18 protein-coding genes are annotated in these 22,356 nt (G+C 56.6%); 14 read left to right on the top strand and 4 right to left on the bottom strand.

The genetic code is table 11. From position 1 onward, the window contains the following. Positions 1-8: 8 nt before the first annotated feature. The 12 genes from nuoC (at position 9) to WFK59_RS09225 (ending at position 14,519) form a co-directional block, all read left to right on the top strand. On the top strand, positions 9-1,808 hold the full coding sequence (gene nuoC / locus WFK59_RS09280; RefSeq protein ID WP_336755648.1) for an NADH-quinone oxidoreductase subunit C/D: 1,800 nt from the start codon (positions 9-11) through the stop codon (positions 1,806-1,808). A 2-nt stretch (positions 1,809-1,810) separates the two neighbouring features. Continuing rightward, positions 1,811-2,326, top strand: coding sequence for an NADH-quinone oxidoreductase subunit NuoE (gene nuoE / locus WFK59_RS09275; protein ID WP_046288191.1), 516 nt, complete (start codon positions 1,811-1,813; stop codon positions 2,324-2,326). 2 nt (positions 2,327-2,328) lie between these two features. Then, positions 2,329-3,669, top strand: coding sequence for an NADH-quinone oxidoreductase subunit NuoF (nuoF, locus tag WFK59_RS09270; protein ID WP_233988142.1), 1,341 nt, complete (start codon positions 2,329-2,331; stop codon positions 3,667-3,669). Positions 3,670-3,784: 115 nt separating this feature from the next. Beyond that, positions 3,785-6,508 carry an NADH-quinone oxidoreductase subunit NuoG gene (gene nuoG, locus WFK59_RS09265; RefSeq protein WP_233987538.1) on the top strand — a complete coding sequence of 908 codons (2,724 nt, stop codon included), beginning with the start codon at positions 3,785-3,787 and terminating at the stop codon, positions 6,506-6,508. Beyond that, positions 6,505-7,482, top strand: a complete 978-nt coding sequence (gene nuoH, locus WFK59_RS09260) for an NADH-quinone oxidoreductase subunit NuoH (RefSeq protein ID WP_233987539.1) — start codon at positions 6,505-6,507, stop codon at positions 7,480-7,482. Before nuoG ends, nuoH begins: the two co-directional genes overlap by 4 nt. Positions 7,483-7,493: 11 nt before the next feature. Then, positions 7,494-8,036, top strand: coding sequence for an NADH-quinone oxidoreductase subunit NuoI (gene nuoI, locus WFK59_RS09255; RefSeq protein WP_031376232.1), 543 nt, complete (start codon positions 7,494-7,496; stop codon positions 8,034-8,036). Between the two features lie 10 nt (positions 8,037-8,046). After that, positions 8,047-8,598, top strand: a complete 552-nt coding sequence (nuoJ, locus tag WFK59_RS09250) for an NADH-quinone oxidoreductase subunit J (RefSeq protein ID WP_031376231.1) — start codon at positions 8,047-8,049, stop codon at positions 8,596-8,598. Next, the gene (nuoK, locus tag WFK59_RS09245; protein ID WP_003854236.1) at positions 8,595-8,897 is read left to right on the top strand and encodes an NADH-quinone oxidoreductase subunit NuoK; all 303 of its coding nucleotides are present in this window, start codon (positions 8,595-8,597) and stop codon (positions 8,895-8,897) included. The genes nuoJ and nuoK overlap by 4 nt, the downstream gene beginning before the upstream one ends. Then, positions 8,894-10,729: an NADH-quinone oxidoreductase subunit L gene (gene nuoL / locus WFK59_RS09240; RefSeq protein WP_336755647.1), complete on the top strand. Its 1,836-nt coding sequence runs from the start codon at positions 8,894-8,896 to the stop codon at positions 10,727-10,729. Before nuoK ends, nuoL begins: the two co-directional genes overlap by 4 nt. A 210-nt stretch (positions 10,730-10,939) precedes the next feature. After that, on the top strand, positions 10,940-12,460 hold the full coding sequence (gene nuoM / locus WFK59_RS09235; protein WP_094119703.1) for an NADH-quinone oxidoreductase subunit M: 1,521 nt from the start codon (positions 10,940-10,942) through the stop codon (positions 12,458-12,460). Positions 12,461-12,466: 6 nt separating this feature from the next. Continuing rightward, positions 12,467-13,924 carry an NADH-quinone oxidoreductase subunit NuoN gene (gene nuoN / locus WFK59_RS09230; protein WP_233987541.1) on the top strand — a complete coding sequence of 486 codons (1,458 nt, stop codon included), beginning with the start codon at positions 12,467-12,469 and terminating at the stop codon, positions 13,922-13,924. A gap of 130 nt (positions 13,925-14,054) precedes the next feature. Next, positions 14,055-14,519, top strand: coding sequence for a GNAT family N-acetyltransferase (locus WFK59_RS09225; RefSeq protein ID WP_336755646.1), 465 nt, complete (start codon positions 14,055-14,057; stop codon positions 14,517-14,519). Positions 14,520-14,552: 33 nt separating this feature from the next. On the opposite strand, the gene WFK59_RS09220 is transcribed toward WFK59_RS09225, so the two are convergent. Further along, complete coding sequence (locus WFK59_RS09220; RefSeq protein ID WP_336755645.1) at positions 14,553-16,211, bottom strand: glucan biosynthesis protein D; 1,659 nt, start codon at positions 16,209-16,211, stop codon at positions 14,553-14,555. A gap of 336 nt (positions 16,212-16,547) precedes the next feature. On the opposite strand from WFK59_RS09220, the gene elaB reads away from it, so the two are divergent. Both elaB and WFK59_RS09210 read left to right on the top strand, forming a co-directional pair. After that, complete coding sequence (elaB, locus tag WFK59_RS09215; RefSeq protein ID WP_233988143.1) at positions 16,548-16,859, top strand: stress response protein ElaB; 312 nt, start codon at positions 16,548-16,550, stop codon at positions 16,857-16,859. A gap of 265 nt (positions 16,860-17,124) precedes the next feature. Beyond that, positions 17,125-18,321, top strand: coding sequence for a nicotinamide mononucleotide deamidase-related protein YfaY (locus WFK59_RS09210; protein ID WP_336755644.1), 1,197 nt, complete (start codon positions 17,125-17,127; stop codon positions 18,319-18,321). A gap of 41 nt (positions 18,322-18,362) precedes the next feature. On the opposite strand, the gene yfaE is transcribed toward WFK59_RS09210, so the two are convergent. The 3 genes from yfaE to nrdA all read right to left on the bottom strand — a co-directional run bounded on the left by yfaE (position 18,363) and on the right by nrdA (position 22,117). After that, positions 18,363-18,623: a class I ribonucleotide reductase maintenance protein YfaE gene (gene yfaE / locus WFK59_RS09205; RefSeq protein ID WP_233987545.1), complete on the bottom strand. Its 261-nt coding sequence runs from the start codon at positions 18,621-18,623 to the stop codon at positions 18,363-18,365. Positions 18,624-18,625: 2 nt separating this feature from the next. After that, positions 18,626-19,756, bottom strand: a complete 1,131-nt coding sequence (gene nrdB / locus WFK59_RS09200; RefSeq protein ID WP_233987546.1) for a class Ia ribonucleoside-diphosphate reductase subunit beta — start codon at positions 19,754-19,756, stop codon at positions 18,626-18,628. A 75-nt stretch (positions 19,757-19,831) separates the two neighbouring features. Beyond that, positions 19,832-22,117 (bottom strand): class 1a ribonucleoside-diphosphate reductase subunit alpha, encoded by a 2,286-nt coding sequence (gene nrdA / locus WFK59_RS09195; RefSeq protein ID WP_336755643.1) that lies wholly within the window; start codon positions 22,115-22,117, stop codon positions 19,832-19,834. Positions 22,118-22,356: the final 239 nt, after the last annotated feature.

Below are 22,356 nucleotides of genomic sequence, written 5' to 3'. Positions count from 1 at the left end.
AGTAACGTATGACAGATTTGACCACGCAAGATCTCGCTCAGCCTTCATGGCAAACCCGTGATCACCTGGATGACCCGGTGATCGGCGAGTTGCGTAACCGTTTTGGGCCGGATGCCTTTACCGTTCAGGCGACCCGCACCGGGATTCCGGTAGTCTGGGTAAAGCGTGAACAGCTACTGGAAGTCACCGAGTTCCTGCGTAAATTACCTAAACCTTACGTCATGCTGTATGACCTGCATGGCATGGATGAGCGTTTACGCACCCACCGCGCCGGCTTGCCTGCCGCGGATTTTTCCGTTTTTTATCATCTGCTGTCGATTGAACGCAATCGCGACATCATGCTCAAGGTGGCGTTATCTGAAAATGATATGCACCTGCCGACCATCACCCGCCTTTTCCCGAATGCCAACTGGTATGAGCGTGAAACCTGGGAGATGTTTGGTGTGACCTTCGATGGTCACCCGCACCTGACCCGCATCATGATGCCGCCGACCTGGGAAGGTCACCCGCTGCGCAAGGATTACCCGGCGCGCGCCACCGAATTTGATCCGTTTACGCTGACTAAACAGAAAGAAGATCTGGAGATGGAAGCGCTGACCTTCAAGCCCGAAGACTGGGGTATGAAGCGCAGCACCGCCAATGAGGACTTCATGTTCCTCAACCTCGGTCCTAACCACCCGTCAGCGCACGGGGCTTTCCGCATCATTCTGCAGCTGGATGGCGAAGAGATCGTCGACTGCGTGCCTGACATCGGTTATCACCATCGCGGTGCCGAAAAGATGGGTGAACGTCAGTCGTGGCACAGCTACATTCCTTACACCGACCGCGTCGAGTATCTCGGCGGTTGCGTGAATGAGATGCCTTACGTGCTGGCGGTGGAGAAACTGGCCGGTATCGTGGTGCCGGATCGCGTCAATGTGATCCGCGTGATGCTGTCAGAACTGTTCCGCATCAATAGCCATCTGCTCTACATTTCGACCTTTATTCAGGACGTCGGCGCCATGACGCCGGTGTTCTTTGCCTTTACCGATCGCCAGAAAATTTATGACGTGGTGGAAGCCATCACCGGCTTCCGTATGCACCCGGCCTGGTTCCGCATTGGCGGCGTGGCGCACGACCTGCCGAAAGGCTGGGAACGTCTGCTGCGTGACTTCCTTGACTGGATGCCGAAGCGCCTGAAGGAGTATGACAAAGCCGCACTGCGCAACAGCGTGCTGGTCGGTCGTTCCAAAGGCGTTGCCGCGTATAACATGGAAGAAGCGCTGGCGTGGGGCACCACCGGTGCGGGCCTGCGCGCCACCGGCCTCGACTTTGATGTGCGCAAATGGCGTCCGTACTCCGGCTACGAAAACTTCGACTTCGAGATCCCGACCGGTTCAGGCATCAGTGATGCGTACAGCCGCGTTCAGCTGAAGATGGAAGAGATGTGGCAGTCACTGCGTATCCTGGAGCAGTGTCTCAACAACATGCCAGAGGGCCCGTTCAAAGCCGATCATCCGCTGACCACACCGCCGCCGAAAGAGCGTACGTTGCAGCACATTGAAACGCTGATCACCCACTTCCTGCAAGTTTCGTGGGGTCCGGTTATGCCGGCTAACGAATCCTTCCAGATGATCGAAGCGACGAAAGGGATCAACAGTTACTACCTGACCAGCGACGGCAGCACCATGAGCTACCGCACCCGCGTGCGTACGCCCAGCTTCCCGCATCTGCAGCAGATTCCTTCTGTGATCCGTGGCAGCCTGGTATCCGACCTGATCGTATACCTCGGTAGTATCGATTTTGTTATGTCAGACGTGGACCGCTAATTATGCACGATCAACACATTGCCATTAAAACGATCGACCCCAACGAGGTCTTCGTGCTGAGCGCGGAAGAACATCACGCCATTGAGCACGAAAAACACCACTACGAAGATGCGCGTGCCGCTTCAATCGAAGCGCTGAAGATCGTGCAGAAAGCGCGCGGCTGGGTGCCGGATGGCGCGATTCACGCTATCGCTGAGGTGCTGGGCATTCCGGCCAGTGACGTTGAAGGTGTAGCGACATTTTATAGCCAGATCTTCCGTCAGCCGGTCGGCCGTCATGTGATCCGCTATTGCGACAGCGTCGTCTGTCACATCACCGGTTATCAGGGCATTCAGGCGGCGCTGGAACAGAATCTGAATATCAAACCGGGCCAGACCACGGCAGACGGACGCTTCACGCTGCTGCCAACCTGCTGTCTGGGCAACTGCGATAAAGGGCCAACGATGATGGTGGATGAAGATACCCACGTGCATCTGACGCCAGAAGGCATCGCCACTTTGCTGGAGCAGTATCAATGACATTGAAAACTATCATTCGTACTGCTGAAACCCATCCACTCACCTGGCGGATGCGCGACGACAAGCAGCCGGTGTGGATTGATGAATATCGCAGTAAAAACGGCTATGCCGGTGCTGAAAAAGCGCTGAACAGCATGTCGCCTGACGAAATCGTGGCGGCGGTGAAAGACTCTGGCCTGAAAGGGCGCGGCGGTGCGGGCTTCTCCACCGGCCTGAAGTGGAGCCTGATGCCGAAAGATGAGTCGATGAACATCCGTTACCTGCTGTGTAACGCCGATGAAATGGAGCCGGGCACCTACAAAGACCGCCTGCTGATGGAGCAGATGCCGCACCAGCTGGTGGAAGGGATGCTGATCAGCGCCTTTGCGCTGAAGGCTTACCGTGGCTACATCTTCCTGCGCGGCGAATACATTGAAGCCGCGGTGCATCTGCGCCGGGCGATTGCTGAAGCCACCGAAGCGGGCTACCTCGGTAAAAATATTCTCGGCACCGGTTTTGACTTCGAACTGATTGTTCACACCGGCGCGGGCCGCTATATCTGCGGCGAAGAGACGGCGCTGATTAACTCGCTGGAAGGCCGTCGTGCTAACCCGCGCTCCAAACCGCCGTTCCCGGCGAGCGCGGGTGCATGGGGTAAACCGACCTGCGTTAACAACGTGGAAACGCTGTCAAACGTGCCGGCGATTCTGGCTAACGGCGTCGACTGGTACAAAGGCATCTCGAAAAGCGACGACGCCGGTACCAAGATGATGGGCTTCTCCGGTCGGGTGAAAAATCCTGGCGTCTGGGAACTGCCGTTCGGCATTACCGCCCGTGAAATCCTCGAAGATTATGCTGGCGGGATGCGTGACGGACTGCGCTTCAAGGCCTGGCAGCCTGGCGGAGCAGGGACCGACTTCCTGACCGATGAGCACCTGGATCTGCCGATGGAATTTGCCAGCATTGGTAAAGCGGGCAGCCGTCTGGGCACCGCGCTGGCGATGGCGGTCGATCACGAAATCAATATGGTTTCGCTGGTGCGTAACCTGGAAGAGTTCTTCGCCCGCGAATCGTGCGGCTGGTGTACGCCATGCCGTGACGGTCTGCCGTGGAGCGTAAAAATTCTGCGTGCGCTGGAGCAGAAACAGGGTCAGCCAGGCGACATCGAAACCTTACTGCAACTCTGCCGTCAGCTTGGTCCGGGTAAAACCTTCTGCGCACATGCGCCGGGTGCGGTCGAGCCGTTGCAGAGTGCCATTAAGTATTTCCGTGAAGAGTTTGAAGCTGGCATTGCGCCGCAGGTGTTCGGTAATACCCGCGCGATTGGCGGGATTCAGCCAAACCTGCTGAAAGCGCGCTGGTAATTCACCGCAGCACACGGAATCAGGCCTGGTGCCGCCGCCCCGACAATCGGCTGTATGTCGGGGCAAGAATATGATTAACGCTCGTTTCTGACGAGCCTTACGGAAGCATGTCACTATGGCTACAATCCATGTAGACGGTAAAGAGTATGATGTGAACGGAGCGGACAACCTGCTACAGGCGTGTCTCTCTCTGGGCCTTGATATTCCTTATTTTTGCTGGCATCCGGCGCTGGGAAGCGTTGGGGCCTGCCGCCAGTGCGCGGTAAAGCAATTCCAGAATGCCGAAGATACCCGCGGCCGTCTTGTCATGTCCTGCATGACGCCGGCTTCTGACGGCACATTTATCTCCATCGATGATGGCGAAGCGAAAGAGTTCCGCGAAAGCGTGGTGGAATGGCTGATGACCAACCACCCGCACGACTGCCCGGTGTGTGAAGAGGGCGGTAACTGTCACCTGCAGGATATGACAGTGATGACCGGCCACAGCTTCCGCCGTTATCGCTTCACCAAGCGTACCCACCGCAATCAGGATCTCGGCCCGTTCATTTCGCATGAGATGAACCGCTGTATCGCCTGTTATCGCTGCGTGCGTTACTACAAAGATTATGCCGACGGCAAAGATCTGGGTGTCTACGGTGCGCACGACAACGTCTATTTCGGTCGTCCGGAAGATGGCACGCTGGAGAGCGAATTTTCCGGCAACCTGGTTGAGATCTGCCCGACCGGCGTCTTCACCGATAAAACCCACTCCGAACGCTATAACCGTAAATGGGATATGCAGTTTGCGCCGAGCATCTGCCAGCAGTGCAGCGTCGGCTGTAACACCAGCCCGGGTGAACGCTACGGTGAACTGCGCCGTATTGAGAACCGCTATAACGGCACGGTAAACCACTATTTCCTCTGTGACCGTGGCCGTTTTGGTTACGGCTACGTCAACCGCAAAGATCGTCCGCGTCAGCCGATGCTGCTGCGCGGCAATGACTGGGTGACGCTTAACGCAGAACAGGCGGTTAATGCCGGCGCGGATCTGCTGCGTCAGGCGAAAAAAGTGATCGGTATCGGCTCACCGCGCGCCAGCATTGAAAGTAACTTCGCGCTGCGTGAACTGGTGGGCGCAGAAAACTTCTCTACCGGTATGCCGGCTGGCGAACAGGCCCGGCTGGAACTGATGCTTAAAGTGCTGCGTGAAGGCGGGATCTACACGCCATCGCTGCGCGAAATCGAAAGTTACGATGCGGTGCTGGTGCTGGGTGAAGATCTGACCCAGGTTGGCGCACGCGTGGCGCTGTCTGTGCGTCAGGCGGTTAAAGGCAAAGCGCGCGACATGGCGGCGGCCCAGAAAGTGGCAGACTGGCAGATTGCTGCGATCCTGAACATCGGTCAGAACGCTAAACATCCCCTGTTTATTACCAACGTCGATGAAACCCGTCTGGATGATATCGCGGCATGGAGCTATCGCGCCCCGGTTGAAGATCAGGCGCGCCTCGGTTTCGCCATCGCCAATGCGCTGGATGAAACGGCTCCGGCAGTGACCGATTTCGACAGCAAGCTGAACGGCAAGATGGATGTCATCGTGCAGGCACTGGCCGGTGCGAAAAAACCGTTAATCATCTCCGGGACCCACTCCGGCAGCAGCGCGATGATCGAAGCGGCAGCCAACGTGGCGAAAGCTCTGAAAGCGCGCGGTGCCGATGTCGGGATTACCCTGCTGGCAGGACACGCTAACAGCGTGGGTCTGGGCCTGATGGGTGGCAATCCGCTGGAAAGCGCGCTGGAGCAGCTGAGTAACGGTGAAGCCGATGCGCTGGTGGTGCTGGAAAACGATCTCTATCGTCACGCACCGAAAGCGCTGGTGGATGCGGCACTGGCACAGACCACCAACGTGATTGTGGTGGATCATCAGCGTACCGCTACGCTGGAAAAAGCCGGTCTGGTGTTATCGACCGCCAGCTTCGCCGAAAGCGACGGCACCTCGATTAACCATGAAGGCCGCGCACAGCGTTTCTTCCAGGTTTACGATCCCTCTTACTACGACAACAGCATTGTGATGCTGGAAAGCTGGCGCTGGTTGCATTCGCTGCACAGCACGCTGGAAAGCCGTCACGTTGACTGGACGCAGCTGGATCATGTGATCGATGCCGTGGTGAGTCATCTGCCACAACTGGCCGGCATTAAAGATGCCGCACCGGATGCCAGCTTCCGTATTCGCGGACAGAAACTGTCGCGTTCACCGCACCGTTCCAGTGGCCGTACCGCCGCGCGCGCCAATATCAGCGTGCACGAACCGCGTCAGCCGCAGGATCAGGACACCATGTTCGCCTTCTCAATGGAAGGGAACAACCAGCCAGGCGCACCGCGCTCGCAGATTCCGTTTGCCTGGGCTCCGGGCTGGAACTCACCGCAGGCGTGGAACAAATTCCAGGTCGAAGTGGGCGGCAAACTGCGTAATGGCGATCCAGGCGTCCGCCTGTTTGAAGCCAGCGCAGCGCAGCTACCCTGGTTCAGCAACGTCCCTGCGGCATTCGTCAGTGAAGCGCAATGGCGCGTGGCTCCGTACTACCAGCTGTTTGGTAGTGAAGAGATGTCACAGCGTTCACCGGTGTTCCAGCAGCGTATGGCGCAGCCAATGCTGGTGATTAACCCGGATGATGCGGCGAAACTGGGCGTCAATAATGGTGCTGCCGTGGAGTTCACCTGTGCCGGTGAAACCGTGCGTCTGCCGGTCCGTTTCTCTGCCTCGCTGCAGGCGGGACAGATTGGTCTGCCGCTGGGTATGCCGGGCGTACCGCCGTTCCTGGCGAACGGTAAAATCGACAAACTGCAGGAGGCGGCGCAATGAGCTGGTTAACACCGGATGTTATCGACATTCTGCTGGCCATCGGTAAAGCCATCGTCATTCTGCTGGTGGTCGTGGCCTGTGGCGCGTTCATGAGCTTTGCCGAGCGTCGTCTGCTCGGCCTGTTCCAGAACCGTTACGGACCGAACCGGGTAGGCTGGGGCGGCTCGCTGCAGCTGGTAGCGGATATGATCAAAATGTTCTTTAAAGAGGACTGGGTCCCGCCGTTTACCGACCGCTTTATTTTCACCCTGGCACCGGTTATCGCCTTCGTCTCGTTGCTGCTGGCGTTTGCCATTGTGCCGGTATCGCCAACCTGGATGGTCACGGACCTGAACATCGGTCTGCTGTTCTTCCTGATGATGGCAGGCCTGGCGGTCTACGCCGTGCTGTTCGCCGGCTGGTCGAGTAACAACAAATACTCACTGCTGGGTGCGATGCGTGCTTCGGCGCAAACGCTGAGCTACGAAGTGTTTCTCGGACTGTCGCTGATGGGCGTGGTGGCGCAGGCGGGCTCGTTCAACATGAACGATATCGTCAACAGCCAGACCCATTTGTGGAACATCATTCCGCAGTTCTTCGGCTTCATTACCTTCTGTATTGCGGGCGTAGCGGTGTGTCACCGTCACCCGTTTGACCAGCCGGAAGCGGAGCAGGAACTGGCTGATGGTTACCACATTGAATATGCCGGTATGAAATTCGGCCTGTTCTTTGTCGGCGAGTACGTGGCGATTACCACCGTATCAGCGCTGATCGTGACGCTGTTCTTTGGTGGCTGGCATGGCCCATTCCTGCCGCCGTTCATCTGGTTCGCCCTGAAAACGGCGTTCTTTATGATGATGTTCATCCTGATTCGTGCTGCGCTTCCGCGTCCACGCTATGACCAGGTGCTGTCGTTCGGCTGGAAAGTGTGTCTGCCGTTGACGCTGTTGAACCTGCTGGCGACCGCCGCAGTGATTCTCTACACAGCGCAGTAAGGGGTTAACAAATGACTTTAAAAGATATTGTCGTTGGCTTCGGCACGACAGTGCGCAGTATCTGGCTGATTGGCCTGCACGCCTTCGCCAAACGTGAAACGCAGATGTACCCGGAAGAGCCGGTTTATCTGCCACCACGCTATCGTGGCCGCATCGTGTTAACCCGCGATCCGGATGGCGAAGAGCGTTGCGTAGCCTGTAACCTGTGCGCCGTGGCCTGTCCGGTCGGCTGTATTTCGTTGCAGAAAGCAGAAACCAAAGATGGTCGCTGGTACCCGGAGTTCTTCCGCATCAACTTCTCACGCTGCATCTTCTGCGGCATGTGTGAGGAAGCCTGTCCGACCACGGCGATTCAGCTGACGCCCGATTTCGAACTGGGTGAGTTCAAGCGTCAGGATCTGGTGTATGAGAAGGACGATCTGCTGATCTCGGGTCCGGGTAAATATCCGGAATACAACTTCTACCGCATGGCGGGTATGGCGATTGACGGTAAAGATAAGGGCGAAGCGGAAAACGAAGCTAAGCCTATCGACGTCAAAGGCTTATTACCTTAAGGAGCAAGGCATGGAATTTGCGTTTTATCTTTGCGGGCTGGTGGCGGTGCTGACGACGCTGCGCGTCATTACCCACACTAATCCGGTACATGCGTTGCTGTACCTGATCATTTCGCTGCTGTCGATTGCCGGCGTCTTTTTCTCGATGGGCGCCTATTTTGCCGGCGCGCTGGAGATCATCGTCTATGCCGGTGCGATTATGGTGCTGTTCGTCTTCGTGGTGATGATGCTGAACCTGGGCAAACAGACAGAGAAGCAGGAACGCGAGTGGCTGAGTCCGTCGCTGTGGATTGGGCCTGGCCTGGTGTCGCTGCTGCTGCTGGTGGTGATGGTTTACGCCATCCTGACTGCCAACGATCAGGGCATTGACGGCACCATTATCGACGCCAAAGCGGTCGGCATCAGCCTGTTTGGTCCTTACGTGCTGGCGGTGGAACTGGCTTCCATGCTGCTGCTGGCGGGTCTGGTGGTGGCGTTTCACGTCGGTCGTGAAGATCGGCAGGGTGAAGTGCTCAGCAACCGCGTTTCTGACGCCGCGCAAGCGAAAAAGGAGAATGCATGATCCCGTTACAACATGGATTGATACTTGCTGCCGTGCTGTTCGTCCTCGGACTGACTTCGCTGGTGATCCGCCGTAACCTGCTGTTTATGCTGATCGGCCTTGAGATCATGATCAACGCCGCCGCGTTAGCGCTGGTGGTGGCCGGGAGTTACTGGGGTCAGGCCGATGGACAGGTAATGTATATCCTGGCGATCAGCCTGGCCGCAGCCGAAGCCAGTATTGGCCTGGCGCTGCTGCTCCAGCTCTATCGTCGTCGTCAGACGCTGAACATTGACACTGTGAGCGAGATGCGCGGATGAATCTTCTCTATTTAACAGTACTGTTTCCGCTAATCGGCTTCCTGCTGTTAGCGTTTTCCCGTGGTCGCTGGTCAGAGAACCTGTCGGCCGCAATTGGTATGGGATCGGTAGGACTGGCAGCGCTGACCACGGTGATGGTCGGCGTCGACTTCTTTGCCAACGGTCAGCAGGCTTATACGCAGGCGCTCTGGACCTGGATGCATGTCGGCAACTTTGACATGAAGGTGAACCTGACCCTGGATGGTCTGTCACTGACCATGCTGTCTGTGGTCACCGGTGTCGGTTTCTTTATCCACATGTTCGCCTCCTGGTACATGCGCGGTGAAGAGGGTTACTCGCGTTTCTTCGCCTACACCAACCTGTTTATCGCCAGCATGGTGGTTCTGGTGCTGGCCGATAACCTGATGCTGATGTATCTCGGCTGGGAAGGGGTAGGGCTCTGCTCTTACCTGCTGATCGGCTTCTACTACAGCAATCCGGATAACGGCAAAGCGGCGATGAAAGCCTTCATCATCACCCGTGTCGGCGATGTGTTTCTGGCATTCGCGCTGTTCATTCTCTACAACGAGCTGGGCACGCTGAACTTCCGCGAGATGATGGAACTGGCACCGGCGCACTTTGCCGCAGACAACCACATGCTGCAGTGGGCAACGCTGATGCTGCTGGGTGGCGCGGTCGGTAAATCGGCACAGCTGCCGTTGCAGACCTGGCTGGCCGATGCGATGGCCGGTCCGACACCGGTTTCGGCACTGATCCACGCCGCGACCATGGTGACCGCCGGTGTCTATCTGATTGCCCGTAGTCATGGCCTGTTCCTGCTGACGCCGGAAGTGCTGCATCTGGTCGGAATTATCGGGGCAATTACCCTAGTGCTGGCTGGCTTTGCCGCGCTGGTGCAAACCGATATCAAACGTGTACTCGCTTACTCCACCATGAGCCAGATTGGCTACATGTTCCTGGCGCTGGGTGTCCAGGCGTGGGATGCGGCGATTTTCCACCTGATGACGCACGCCTTCTTTAAAGCGTTACTGTTCCTCTCTTCCGGTTCAGTGATTCTGGCCTGCCACCATGAGCAAAACATCTTTAAGATGGGCGGCCTGCGTAAGAGCATTCCGCTGGTTTACACCTGCTTCCTGGTGGGCGGCGCGGCACTGGCGGCTCTGCCGCTGATTACCGCTGGCTTCTACAGTAAAGATGAGATCCTGTTTGGCGCACTGGCCAACGGTCACATCAACCTGATGGTTGCCGGTCTGGTGGGCGCTTTCCTGACCTCAATCTACACCTTCCGCATGATCTTCATCGTGTTCCACGGCGAAGAGAAAATTCACGCACATGCCGGTAAAGGCATTACCCATCATCTGCCACTGATTGTCCTGCTGCTGCTCTCCACCTTCATCGGCGCACTGATTACGCCGCCACTGGCTGGCGTGCTGCCAGCCAATGAGTTTGGTGAAGCCGGTAAAGTAGGACTGGAAATCACCTCTGGCGTGGTCGCTATCGTCGGCATTCTGATTGCTGCCGCGCTGTGGCTGGGCAAACGTGAGCTGGTAACGAAGATCGCTAACAGTGCACCAGGTCGTTTCTTCACTACCTGGTGGTTCGCTGCCTGGGGCTTCGACTGGCTCTACGACAAAGTGTTCGTCAAACCTTACCTCGGTATTGCTTGGCTGTTAAAACGCGATCCGCTGAATGCCCTGATGAACCTGCCTGCGCTGTTCTCACGTATCGCCAATAAAGGTCTGGTGGTGAGTGAAAACGGGTATCTGCGCTGGTATGTCGCGTCAATGAGTGTCGGTGCCGTGGTCGTGCTGGCCCTGATGCTGGTGATTTAAAGATTGATGAGCGGGGCAGGTTAGCTAATCTGCCCATTGAGAATGTCAAAAATTGTCCTGAGCAAGGGCGTTATCGTCGCGGCCAGTTTGGTTACCGCCAGCGCACAGCAACCGGAGCATACTGAAGTATGTGAGGATTGCGAGCACTGCCGGGAGCCAAAATGGCAAGTAAGATAGCCCGAACTAAGACAAAGAAAAGGGAAGTGTGCCGTGTTATTACCTTGGCTAATTATCATACCCTTCGTCGGTGGTCTGATTTGCTGGCTGACCGAGCGCCTTGGCGCGAAGGTGCCACGCTGGATCGCACTGATCACCATGGGGCTGACGTTGGCGCTTTCGCTGCAACTCTGGTTGCAGGGAGGCTATTCACTGACGCAGGCAGCGGGCATTCCGCAGTGGCAGTCAAGTTTCTCCGTACCCTGGATTCCACGCTTCGGCATCAGTTTCCATGTCGCTATCGATGGTCTGTCGCTGCTGATGGTGGTGCTGACCGGCCTGCTCGGCCTGATGGCGGTGCTCTGCTCCTGGAATGAGATTTCAAAGTATCAGGGCTTTTTCCACCTGAATCTGATGTGGATTCTGGGTGGCGTGATCGGGGTGTTCCTTGCCATCGACATGTTCCTGTTCTTCTTCTTCTGGGAAATGATGCTGGTGCCGATGTACTTCCTCATCGCGCTCTGGGGTCATAAAGCCTCTGACGGTAAAACCCGTATTACTGCCGCCACCAAATTTTTCATCTATACCCAGGCGTCAGGTCTGGTGATGCTGATTGCGATTCTGGGACTGGTTTTCGTCCACTACAACGCCACCGGCGTCTGGACCTTTAACTACGAACAGCTGCTGAAAACGCCGATGTCGAGCGGTGTCGAGTATCTGCTGATGCTGGGCTTCTTTATCGCTTTCGCGGTAAAAATGCCGGTGGTACCGCTGCACGGCTGGTTGCCAGATGCGCACAGCCAGGCACCCACCGCAGGTTCGGTGGATCTGGCCGGTATTCTGCTCAAGACTGCGGCTTACGGTTTATTGCGCTTCAGCCTGCCGCTGTTCCCGAACGCCTCCGCCGAGTTCGCGCCGATTGCCATGTGGTTAGGCATCATCGGTATTTTCTACGGTGCCTGGATGGCGTTCTCGCAGACCGATATCAAACGCCTGATCGCTTACACCTCAATCTCGCACATGGGCTTTGTGCTGATTGCGATCTACACCGGCAGCCAGCTGGCGTTCCAGGGTGCGGTGATACAGATGATTGCGCACGGCCTGTCAGCCGCGGCACTCTTCATCCTGTGTGGTCAGCTCTATGAGCGTCTGCATACCCGTGATATGCGTCAGATGGGCGGCTTATGGTCGCGGATTAAGTGGATTCCTGGCCTGTCGCTGTTCTTTGCTGTGGCTAACCTCGGGATGCCGGGCACCGGTAACTTCGTCGGCGAATTTATGATTCTGACCGGCAGCTTCCAGGTGGTGCCAGTGATTATCGTCATCGCCACCTTTGGTCTGGTGTTCGCCTCGGTCTACTCGCTGGTGATGATGCAGCGCGCTTACTACGGCGAAGCGAAATCGAAAGATCCGCTGCCGGGCATGTCGCCGCGTGAGTTTCTGACTATCGGGGTACTGGTAGTGCTGCTGGTGCTGCTGGGTGTCTATCCACAGCCGATTCTGGATACTTCGCACGCTGCCATGAGCAATATTCAGCAGTGGTTTACCGCTTCAATTTCAACTACAAGGCCGTAATTCGCCATGACAATAACTCCTCAACAATTGATCGCGTTGCTGCCGCTGTTAATCGTCGGATTGACGGTGGTGGTTGTGATGCTGTCCATTGCCTGGCGACGCAACCACTTCGTTAACGCCACGCTAACGGTGGTGGGCCTGAACCTGGCACTGCTGTCACTCTACTTTGTTGGCCAGGTCGGGGCGATGGATGTCACGCCGCTGCTGCGGGTTGATGGCTATTCCATCTTTTATACCGCGCTGGTTTTACTGGCGAGTCTGGCAACCTGTACCTTTGCTTATCCCTGGCTGACGGATTTCCCCGACAACAAAGATGAGTTCTATCTGCTGGTGCTGATTGCGGCGCTCGGTGGCATCGTGCTCGCCAGCGCTAACCATCTGGCGGCGCTGTTCATCGGTATTGAGCTGCTGTCACTGCCGCTGTTTGGCCTGATCGGCTACGCCTTCCGGCAGAAACGCTCACTGGAAGCGGCACTGAAGTACACCATTCTGTCGGCGGCGGCTTCGTCGTTCCTGCTGTTTGGTATTGCGCTGATTTACGCTGACTCCGGTAACCTCAGCTTTGTGACGCTCGGCAAGAGCCTGACCGACAGCATGATTCAGGAGCCGCTGCTGCTGGTGGGCCTGGGTATGATGATCATCGGCCTTGGCTTTAAACTGTCGCTGGTGCCGTTCCATCTCTGGACGCCAGATGTTTATCAGGGTGCGCCTGCGCCGGTTTCTACCTTCCTGGCAACCGCCAGCAAGATTGCGATTTTCGGCGTCATCATGCGTCTGTTCATGTATGCACCGGTGACCGACAGTGAAGCAGTGCGGACCGTGCTGGGCGTGATCGCCTTCGTCTCGATCCTGTTCGGTAACCTGATGGCGATCTCTCAGAGCAACATCAAGCGTCTGCTGGGTTACTCTTCAATCGCTCACCTCGGTTATCTGCTGGTGGCGCTGATTGCGGTGAAAGATCATCAGCTGTCGCTGGAAACAGCCGGGGTTTATCTGGCCGGTTACCTGTTCAGCAGCCTCGGCGCGTTTGGCGTGGTGAGTCTGATGTCCAGCCCGTATCGTGGCCCGGATGCTGACTCGCTCTACTCCTATCGCGGTCTGTTCTGGCATCGTCCGATCCTGTCAGCGGTAATGACGGTGATGATGCTGTCACTGGCCGGTATCCCGATGACGCTCGGCTTTATCGGTAAATTCTACGTTATCGCCTCGGGCGTCAGTGCGCACCTGTGGTGGCTGACCGGTGCCGTGGTGGCGGGCAGTGCGATTGGTCTTTACTACTATCTGCGCGTCACGGTGAGCCTCTACCTTAGCCCGCCGGAACTGCATACCCGCGATACGCCAGCTAACTGGGCCTTCACCGCGGGTGGTGTGGTGGTGCTGATTTCAGCGATTCTGGTGCTGCTGTTAGGGGTTTACCCGCAGCCGCTGATTACGCTGGTGCAGATGGCCCAGCCGCTGATGTAACTTCGACCCTTACCGAACAATCAGGCCTGCGGGCCTGATTTTTTTTGCCTCTAATTTGCCTGCCGCGCGGCGATAATCTGTTTCGCCACAGGCCAATCCGCTAAAGTGAGCAAACTGATAAGGAGAGACTATGGACATAACCTGGCGGGATAAACATCATCGTGACCTGACCACCACCGAGCTCTATGCGCTGCTGGCACTGCGTTGTGCGGTGTTTGTGGTGGAACAGCAGTGCGCCTATCTGGATGTGGATGGGCTGGATTTGCAGGGCGACAACCGTCATCTGCTCGGGATGCACAACAATCAGCTGGTGGCGTACGCGCGGCTGCTGGCCCCGGCCGATGCGGCCAGCCCGGTAAAGATTGGTCGGGTGATTGTGTCTGATAGCGTGCGCGGCGCCCGTCTGGGCAACCGCCTGATGACCGAGGCGCTGGCGAGCTGTCAGCAGCACTGGCCGCAACGGGATCTGTTTCTCTCTGCGCAGGCGCATCTGCAAGCGTTCTATGGGCAGCACGGTTTTGAGCCGATCGGTGAGACTTATCTCGAAGATGGCATTCCGCATATTGATATGCAGAAGGCCGCCACGGCAGGATAGAAAAAGGCGAGGCCAGTGCCTCGCCTTACGGACTTAGCCCACCGTCATCTGCCGGTCATCAACGTATTTGCGCTGGTCCGGTGCAGGCGGGAAGTACTGATAAAGCCAGGTTTCACTCAGTGTCTCTTCCTTGCTGCGCAGGAACAGACGCATATCCACCGGCTGGGTGGAATCGCTGTTCGGATACCAGTCAAACAGAATACGGTAGCCCTTGAGCGGTTCAACGTAGAGGATCTCCACCTGCTTCACGCTGCCGGATGAAACGGTAATCACCGGTTCAATCCCTTTTGGCGCGGCGGCCTGCAGATCGCCGCCAATAAAGTCGATGGCGAAGCGGCGACACCAGGTTTCCGGGAAGTGCTCGCCCGGTGCCCAGCCTTCCGGGAAGCCGCCAATACCGGTACGGGTGGCATCAACGCGCGCCAGTCCGCTGCGCACCGGCGGCAGACCACTCCAGTAGAGCTTATAGGAGAAGTTCAGTTCGCTGCCCGCTTTTACCGGTTCCGCCGGCTGCCAGAAGCAGACGATATTATCCAGCGTCTCACCGGTGGTCGGGATCTCCATCAGGTTGATCGCGCCTTTACCCCATTTCCCCACCGGTTCCACCCACAGGCTCGGACGTTTGTCATACCAGCCAATCACATCCTGATAATCTTTGAAGTCGTGATTAAGCTGCAACAGACCAAAACCGCGCGGGTTCTCATCTTCATAAGCATTGAACTGCAGACGCTGCGGGTTGTTGAGCGGACGGGCAATCCATTCGCCTTTCCCGGTCCACATCGCCAGCCGATCGGAGTCATGAATCTGTGGATGGTAGGTGTTGCACATGCGGCGTTCATTGGTGCCGCAGCTGAACATACTGGTCATCGGCGAGATGCCGATCTGGCGGATCTCTTTACGGGCAAACAGGTGGTTTTCCACTTCCATCACCACGCGTTTCTCTTCGCAGTGGATGATGAACTTGTAAGCGCCGGTCAGGCTGGCACCATCCAGTAAGGCGTAACAGGTGAAGGTGGTGTCTTCCGCTTTCGGCGTTTCAAACCAGAAGGCGGTGAAGTCCGGGAACTCTTCCTGACCGTTACTGAAGGTGTTAACGGCCACGCCACGCGCCGATAAACCGTACTGGAAAGTCTCATCCACGGCACGGAAGTAACTGGCACCGAGGAAGGAGACGATGTCACGGCGGGCCAGTTCCGGCTTTTTAAATGCCCGGAAACCAGCGAAGCCGAGATCGGTTTTGCCTTCCAGCTGTTGCGTATCGACGTGCGCATTGTTGTAGTTGAACAGCTCAGGACGGAAGTGGATTTCGCGCGCCTGGCGGCTTTCACCGTCAACCGAGAACATGCGGATACGCCGTTTGAAGCCCATGCCGACGTGGAAGAACTGGACGTCAAGTTCACGGTCGGGAATGTTGTTCCACAGTGAATGGCTGGCGTCATACTGAATTTCGTTGTAGGCCTGCGGCGTTAGCGTGGCCAGCGTCTGCGGCAGCGCGCCGGGCGCGCCACTCCAGGGTTGTTTCGCCAGCGCGGCTGCATTCTTCTTCAATACGTCGAAATCGAAGCGTACTGCGGTTCCGTCAGCAATGCCATCTTCTGCCCAGGCGGATTGCGCAAACAGCGTTGACAGGCCGGTCATGCCGCTGACGGCGGAGAAGGCCATTGACGCTTTCATAAACATTCTTCGATTCATGCCAGAGATCATTCCTTAGCTGTTCGAGTTTGTCGTGACTGTCGTGCGGGATGCACTTTCATGGCCCGATAATCACAGGCAACAGGAGGATACGACAGTCCGGTTACGGTAAAATTCACTCCGAAGAAAATTTATCAGATTAATCAAAGAAGCGAAGCGAAATTCGGCGTTTACCCCTGCGTCTTACACTTCTTTGCGAAAGCGTAGCGGATATCCCGGCAGTTTGTCTGGCGTTAGCAAATGAAATATCAGGTGATTCCTGGGGCGGTAAAACGGCAGAGCGCCAGATTGTAGCTATAGTTAAGAGACTGCTTTGCAATTCACACGGAGGAAATGATGGTAAATCAGACTGATCAATTCGAAACCAATCTGGATGACGATATTACGCTGCTGACTGAAACGCTGGAAGAAGTGCTGAAGTCTTCAGGCGATCCAGCCGATCAAAAATATATCGAGCTTAAAACTAAAGCGGAACAGGCACTGCACGATGTGAAATCCCGCGTTAGCCAGGCGTCTGATAGCTACTACTATCGCGCCAAACAAGCGGCCTACCGTGCGGATGACTACGTGCATGAAAAACCGTGGCAGGGAATCGGTATCGGTGCCACTGCCGGTCTGGTGCTCGGCCTGCTGCTGGCGCGTCGCTAATCTTTCAGACGACACCGTAACAGCAGTGTGATGATAAAAACGGCGGGCGTTCCCCGCCGTTTTTGTTGCTTTTTTTTGCCGCGCCGCGCTGAATGCCGGCATCAGTGTAAACCCCGTCGGGCCGCCGGGGCGCGACTTTTCCGCAGTCACATCCTCAGCCAGACTCCTTCCGTTCAGTTCCGCCTGCGGTCCTCGGTGATCGATGCTGATTGTGTTTCATCCGCGGACTTCCTACAGTAAAGCGACCGGCATAAGGAGAACCAACGTGATCAGAGTCGAGATGCTTTCAACCGGGGATGAGGTGCTGCATGGCCAAATCGTCGATACCAATGCGGCCTGGCTGGCCGATATTTTATTCCAGCAGGGTTTACCGATGACCAGCCGCACCACGGTGGGCGATGCCCTTGAGTCACTGGTGAGCACGCTTCAGGCGCGCAGTCATGAGGCGGATGTGCTGATCGTCAATGGTGGGCTGGGACCCACCAGCGACGATCTCAGCGCGCTGGCCGCCGCGCAGGCCTGCGGTGTGGAGCTGGAGCTGCAAACGGACTGGCTGGAACAGATGGAAGCCTGGTTTGCCAGCCGCGGACGGGTGATGGCGGCCAGCAACCGGAAACAGGCGGAGATCCCGGCAAATGCTGAACTGATTGATAATCCGGTCGGCACCGCCTGCGGCTTTGCTCTGCAGTTGAATCGCTGCTGGATGTTCTTTACTCCCGGCGTGCCGTCTGAATTTAAAGTGATGGTCGAGCAGCAGATTATTCCGCGTCTGAAAGCGAAGTTTTCCCCGCCTGAGCCGCCGATCTGTCTGCGTCTGACCACCTTTGGTCGTGGCGAAAGCGATCTGGCCGCAGAGCTTGAGCCGCTGGCGTTACCGGAAGGGGTGGTCATGGGTTACCGCTCTTCGATGCCGGTCATTGAGATCAAACTGACCGGCCCGGCCAGCCAGCGCGTGGCGATGGAACAGGTATGGCAGCAGGTGCGGCTGCAACTGGCAGAATGCACGATCTTTGAGGGCACGGAGGGGCTGCCGGCGCTGCTGGCGCGTGAGTTACAGCAGCGGGATTACCGGCTGACGGTGAGTGAGCACTATACCGCTGGCTTGCTGAACTGGCAGCTGGCCGCAGCGGATGTGCCGTTGAGTGGTGCGCACATATTTCCGCCGCAGCAGGAGACGCTGACGCAACAGGTGGCGCGCACCCGTGAACTGGCGACGCAGCAGCAGGCAGCACTGGCACTCTCGGTCGGCAGTTTGCAGCAGGAGGAGATTGCGGTAGCGCTGCACACGCCCGCAGGCAGCTGGGGCCAGCGCGTGAAGTTCAGCACCGGTCGCTATAACCTGGAGACGCGGCAGAAGGTGGTGGCGATGATGGCGATGAATATGTTGCGCCGCTGGCTTCACGGCAGCGAAGTCAGTACCGGTCACGGCTGGATCGAGGTGCTTGAGACGGTCAGAGAGTAAAGGTGGAACAGCAAAACGGGCGCTTGATGCGCCCGTTGTGTTTATAGCTCGATTTCGATCTCGCCTTTGGCTTTGCAGCAGCAGGGCAGGATCTCATCCTGCTGCACAAAGGCCAGCGGCCGCTGTGGGTAATGCACTTCGCCTTTCAGCAGCCGCATCCGGCAGGAGCCGCAGTAGCCTTCGCGGCACTGGAACTCCACGCAGAGATTATTGGCTTCCAGCAGCGTCAGCAGATTGGTATGTTCGTCTGTGCATTCCAGCCGGGTGCCGGAACTGCGCAGAATCACAACGTCGCGGCTCATGATTACAGCTGGAAATCGTCGAAGTCGTTAGCGCCCACTTCAGAATCGATCTGACCCACCAGATAGGAGCTTACTTCCACTTCCTGTGGCGCAACCTGGACGTTGTCAGAAACCAGCCAGGAGTTGATCCACGGAATCGGGTTAGAGCGGGTCTGGAACGGCAAATCCAGGCCAACCGCCTGCATACGGATATTGGTGATGTACTCAATGTACTGGCAGAGAATATCTTTGTTCAGGCCGATCATCGAACCGCCGCTGAACAGATATTCCGCCCACTCTTTCTCCTGCAGCGCCGCCTTCTTAAACAGCTCGAAGCACTCTTCACGGCACTCCGCCGCAATCTCTTTCATCTCCGGATCGTCTTCACCGCTACGCAGCAGGTTCAGCATGTGCTGGGTGCCGGTCAGGTGCAGCGCTTCATCGCGGGCGATCAGCTTGATGATTTTGGCGTTGCCTTCCATCAGCTCACGCTCGGCGAACGCGAATGAACAGGCGAAGCTGACGTAGAAGCGGATCGCTTCCAGCGCATTGACGCTCATCAGGCAGATATAGAGCTGCTTCTTCAGGGCGCGCAGGCTGACAGTCACCGATTTGCCGTTGACCTGATGGGTGCCTTCGCCCAGCAGATGCCAGTAGTTGGTCATCTCAATCAGATCGTCGTAATAGCGGGAGATATCCTGAGCACGGGCCAGAATCTGCTCATTGGTGACGATATCGTCAAACACCACCGCCGGATCGTTCACGATGTTGCGGATGATGTGGGTATAAGAGCGCGAGTGGATGGTCTCAGAGAACGCCCAGGTTTCGATCCAGGTTTCCAGCTCCGGAATAGAGATCAGCGGCAGCAGCGCCACGTTCGGGCTACGACCCTGAATCGAGTCCAGCAGGGTCTGATACTTCAGGTTGCTGATGAAGATGTGTTTTTCATGCTCCGGTAGCGCCTGATAATCGATGCGATCGCGTGAGACATCGACTTCTTCCGGACGCCAGAAGAAGGAGAGCTGCTTTTCGATCAGCTTTTCAAAGATGTCATATTTCTGCTGGTCGAAGCGCGCCACGTTTACCGACTGACCGAAAAACATCGGTTCTTTCAGCTGGTCATTTTTGTTCTGTGAGAAAGTGGAGTAAGCCATAAAAAATGTCCAAAAGTAGACGAAGCGAAGCCGCCCCGTGAAAGGAGTGGGGCGGGAGATTCTCCCGCCCGCCCGTTAGATCTTACATGCGCCGCTTTCGCAGCCATCATCCTGGATAGAAGGGGCCAGGTCATCCTGTGCATCTTCCGCACCGTCACGGGTGTTCTGGTAGTAGAGCGTTTTCACGCCAAACTTGTAGGCCGTCAGCAGATCTTTCAGCAGCTGCTTCATCGGCACTTTGCCATTGGCGAAGCGCGACGGATCGTAGTTGGTGTTCGACGAAATCGCCTGGTCGATAAATTTCTGCATCAGACCCACCAGTTGCAGGTAGCCGTCGTTGTTCGGCATTTCCCACAGCAGTTCGTACTGATCTTTCAGGCGCTCATACTCCGGCACCACCTGACGCAGAATGCCATCTTTCGAGGCTTTGATGCTGATGTGGCCGCGTGGTGGTTCAATGCCGTTAGTGGCATTGGAGATCTGCGACGAAGTTTCAGACGGCATCAGCGCAGAGAGCGTTGAGTTGCGCAGGCCGTGCGTTTTAATCTCTTCACGCAGGCTTTCCCAGTCCAGATGCAGCGGCTCGTTGCTGATGGTGTCGAGATCTTTCTTGTAAGTGTCGATCGGCAGAATGCCCTGCGCATAGGTGGTTTCATTGAACCACGGGCAGGCACCTTGCTCTTTCGCCAGCTCGTTTGAGGCTTTCAGCAGGTAATACTGAATCGCTTCAAAGGTTTTGTGCGTCAGGCCATTTGCGCTGCCATCGGAGTAGCGCACACCGTGTTTCGCCAGGTAGTAAGCGTAGTTGATCACGCCGATACCCAGGGTACGACGACCCATCGCGCCACGTTTGGCCGCCGGGATCGGGTAGTCCTGATAATCGAGCAGCGCATCAAGCGCACGTACCGCCAGGGTCGCCAGCTCTTCCAGATCGTCCAGGCTTTCAATCGCGCCCAGGTTGAATGCTGACAGCGTACACAGGGCGATCTCACCATTTTCGTCGTTCACATCTTCCAGTGGCTTGGTCGGCAGCGCGATCTCAAGGCAGAGGTTAGACTGGCGAACCGGCGCGATGCTGGCGTCAAACGGGCTGTGGGTGTTGCAGTGATCGACGTTCTGAATGTAGATACGGCCGGTAGAGGCACGTTCCTGCATCATCAGTGAGAACAGGTCGACCGCTTTCACCCGCTGCTTACGGATGCTCTGGTCGTGCTCATATTTAGTGTAGAGACGCTCAAACTCATCCTGATCGGCGAAGAACGCATCATACAGGCCCGGCACATCAGACGGGCTGAACAGGGTGATATCTTCCCCTTTCAGCAGGCGCTGATACATCAGCTTGTTGAGCTGTACGCCGTAGTCCATGTGACGCACGCGGTTGCCTTCTACGCCACGGTTGTTTTTCAGCACCAGCAGGCTTTCGATTTCCAGATGCCACATCGGGTAGAACAGCGTGGCTGCGCCGCCGCGTACGCCGCCCTGAGAACAGGACTTCACCGCCGTCTGGAAGTGCTTATAGAACGGGATACAGCCGGTATGGAACGCTTCACCGCCGCGGATCGGGCTGCCCAGCGCACGGATACGACCGGCGTTGATGCCGATACCGGCGCGCTGAGAGACATATTTCACAATCGCGCTGGAGGTGGCGTTGATCGAGTCCAGGCTGTCGCCGCACTCAATCAGTACGCAGGAGCTGAACTGACGCGTTGGCGTGCGCACGCCGGACATGATCGGCGTCGGCAGTGAGATTTTGAAGGTCGAGATCGCATCGTAGAAGCGCTTGATGTAATCCATACGCGTTTCGCGCGGATAGCCCGAGAACAGGCAGGCCGCGACCAGGATATAGAGGAACTGCGCGCTCTCGTAGATTTCGCCCGAGACGCGGTTCTGCACCAGATATTTCCCTTCCAGCTGCTTCACGGCGGCGTAGGAGAAGTTCATGTCACGCCAGTGGTCGAGGAACTCGTCCATCCGGGCAAACTCTTCTTCGCTGTAATCTTCCAGCAGGTGACGGTCATATTTGCCCATGCCGACCATTTTAACGACCTGGTCATACAGCTTCGGCGGCTCAAACTGGCCATACGCTTTTTTGCGCAGATGGAAGATCGCCAGGCGTGCGGCGAGGTACTGATAATCCGGGGCATCGCGAGAGATGAGGTCTGCTGCGGCCTTGATGATGGTCTCATGAATGTCAGACGTTCTGATGCCATCATAGAACTGAATGTGGGAGCGCAGCTCCACCTGCGATACTGAGACGTTGTTCAGCCCTTCGGCTGCCCAGTCCAGTACACGGTGAATTTTGTCGAGATCAATGCGCTCCTGGCGGCCATCGCGTTTAGTAACGAGCAGACTTTGGTTCATGTCGCGTTTTTACCTTTGCGTGAGTATCCAAAAATTAAAAGAAATCCCGGTTTATACACAGCATATTCATTGTGAATAATATGTGGATAAACACAACATCTAGGGGGTTTGGGCTAAAGACATAACTATATGGGGGCATATTTTAGTATTTTACTGCCGCTTAACAAGAGGAAAAAATGATGTCTGGAGGGGTTGTAATTTCTGCGAAATTTCTTAGCCCGCGTCTTATAAGGCCCGCC

This window comes from Pantoea sp. USHLN298, assembly GCF_037149395.1.
Classification (GTDB): Bacteria; Pseudomonadota; Gammaproteobacteria; order Enterobacterales; family Enterobacteriaceae; genus Pantoea; species Pantoea astica.
The sequence above is the reverse complement of the archived record's forward strand: the minus strand, read 5'-3'. Positions and strand labels throughout refer to the sequence as shown.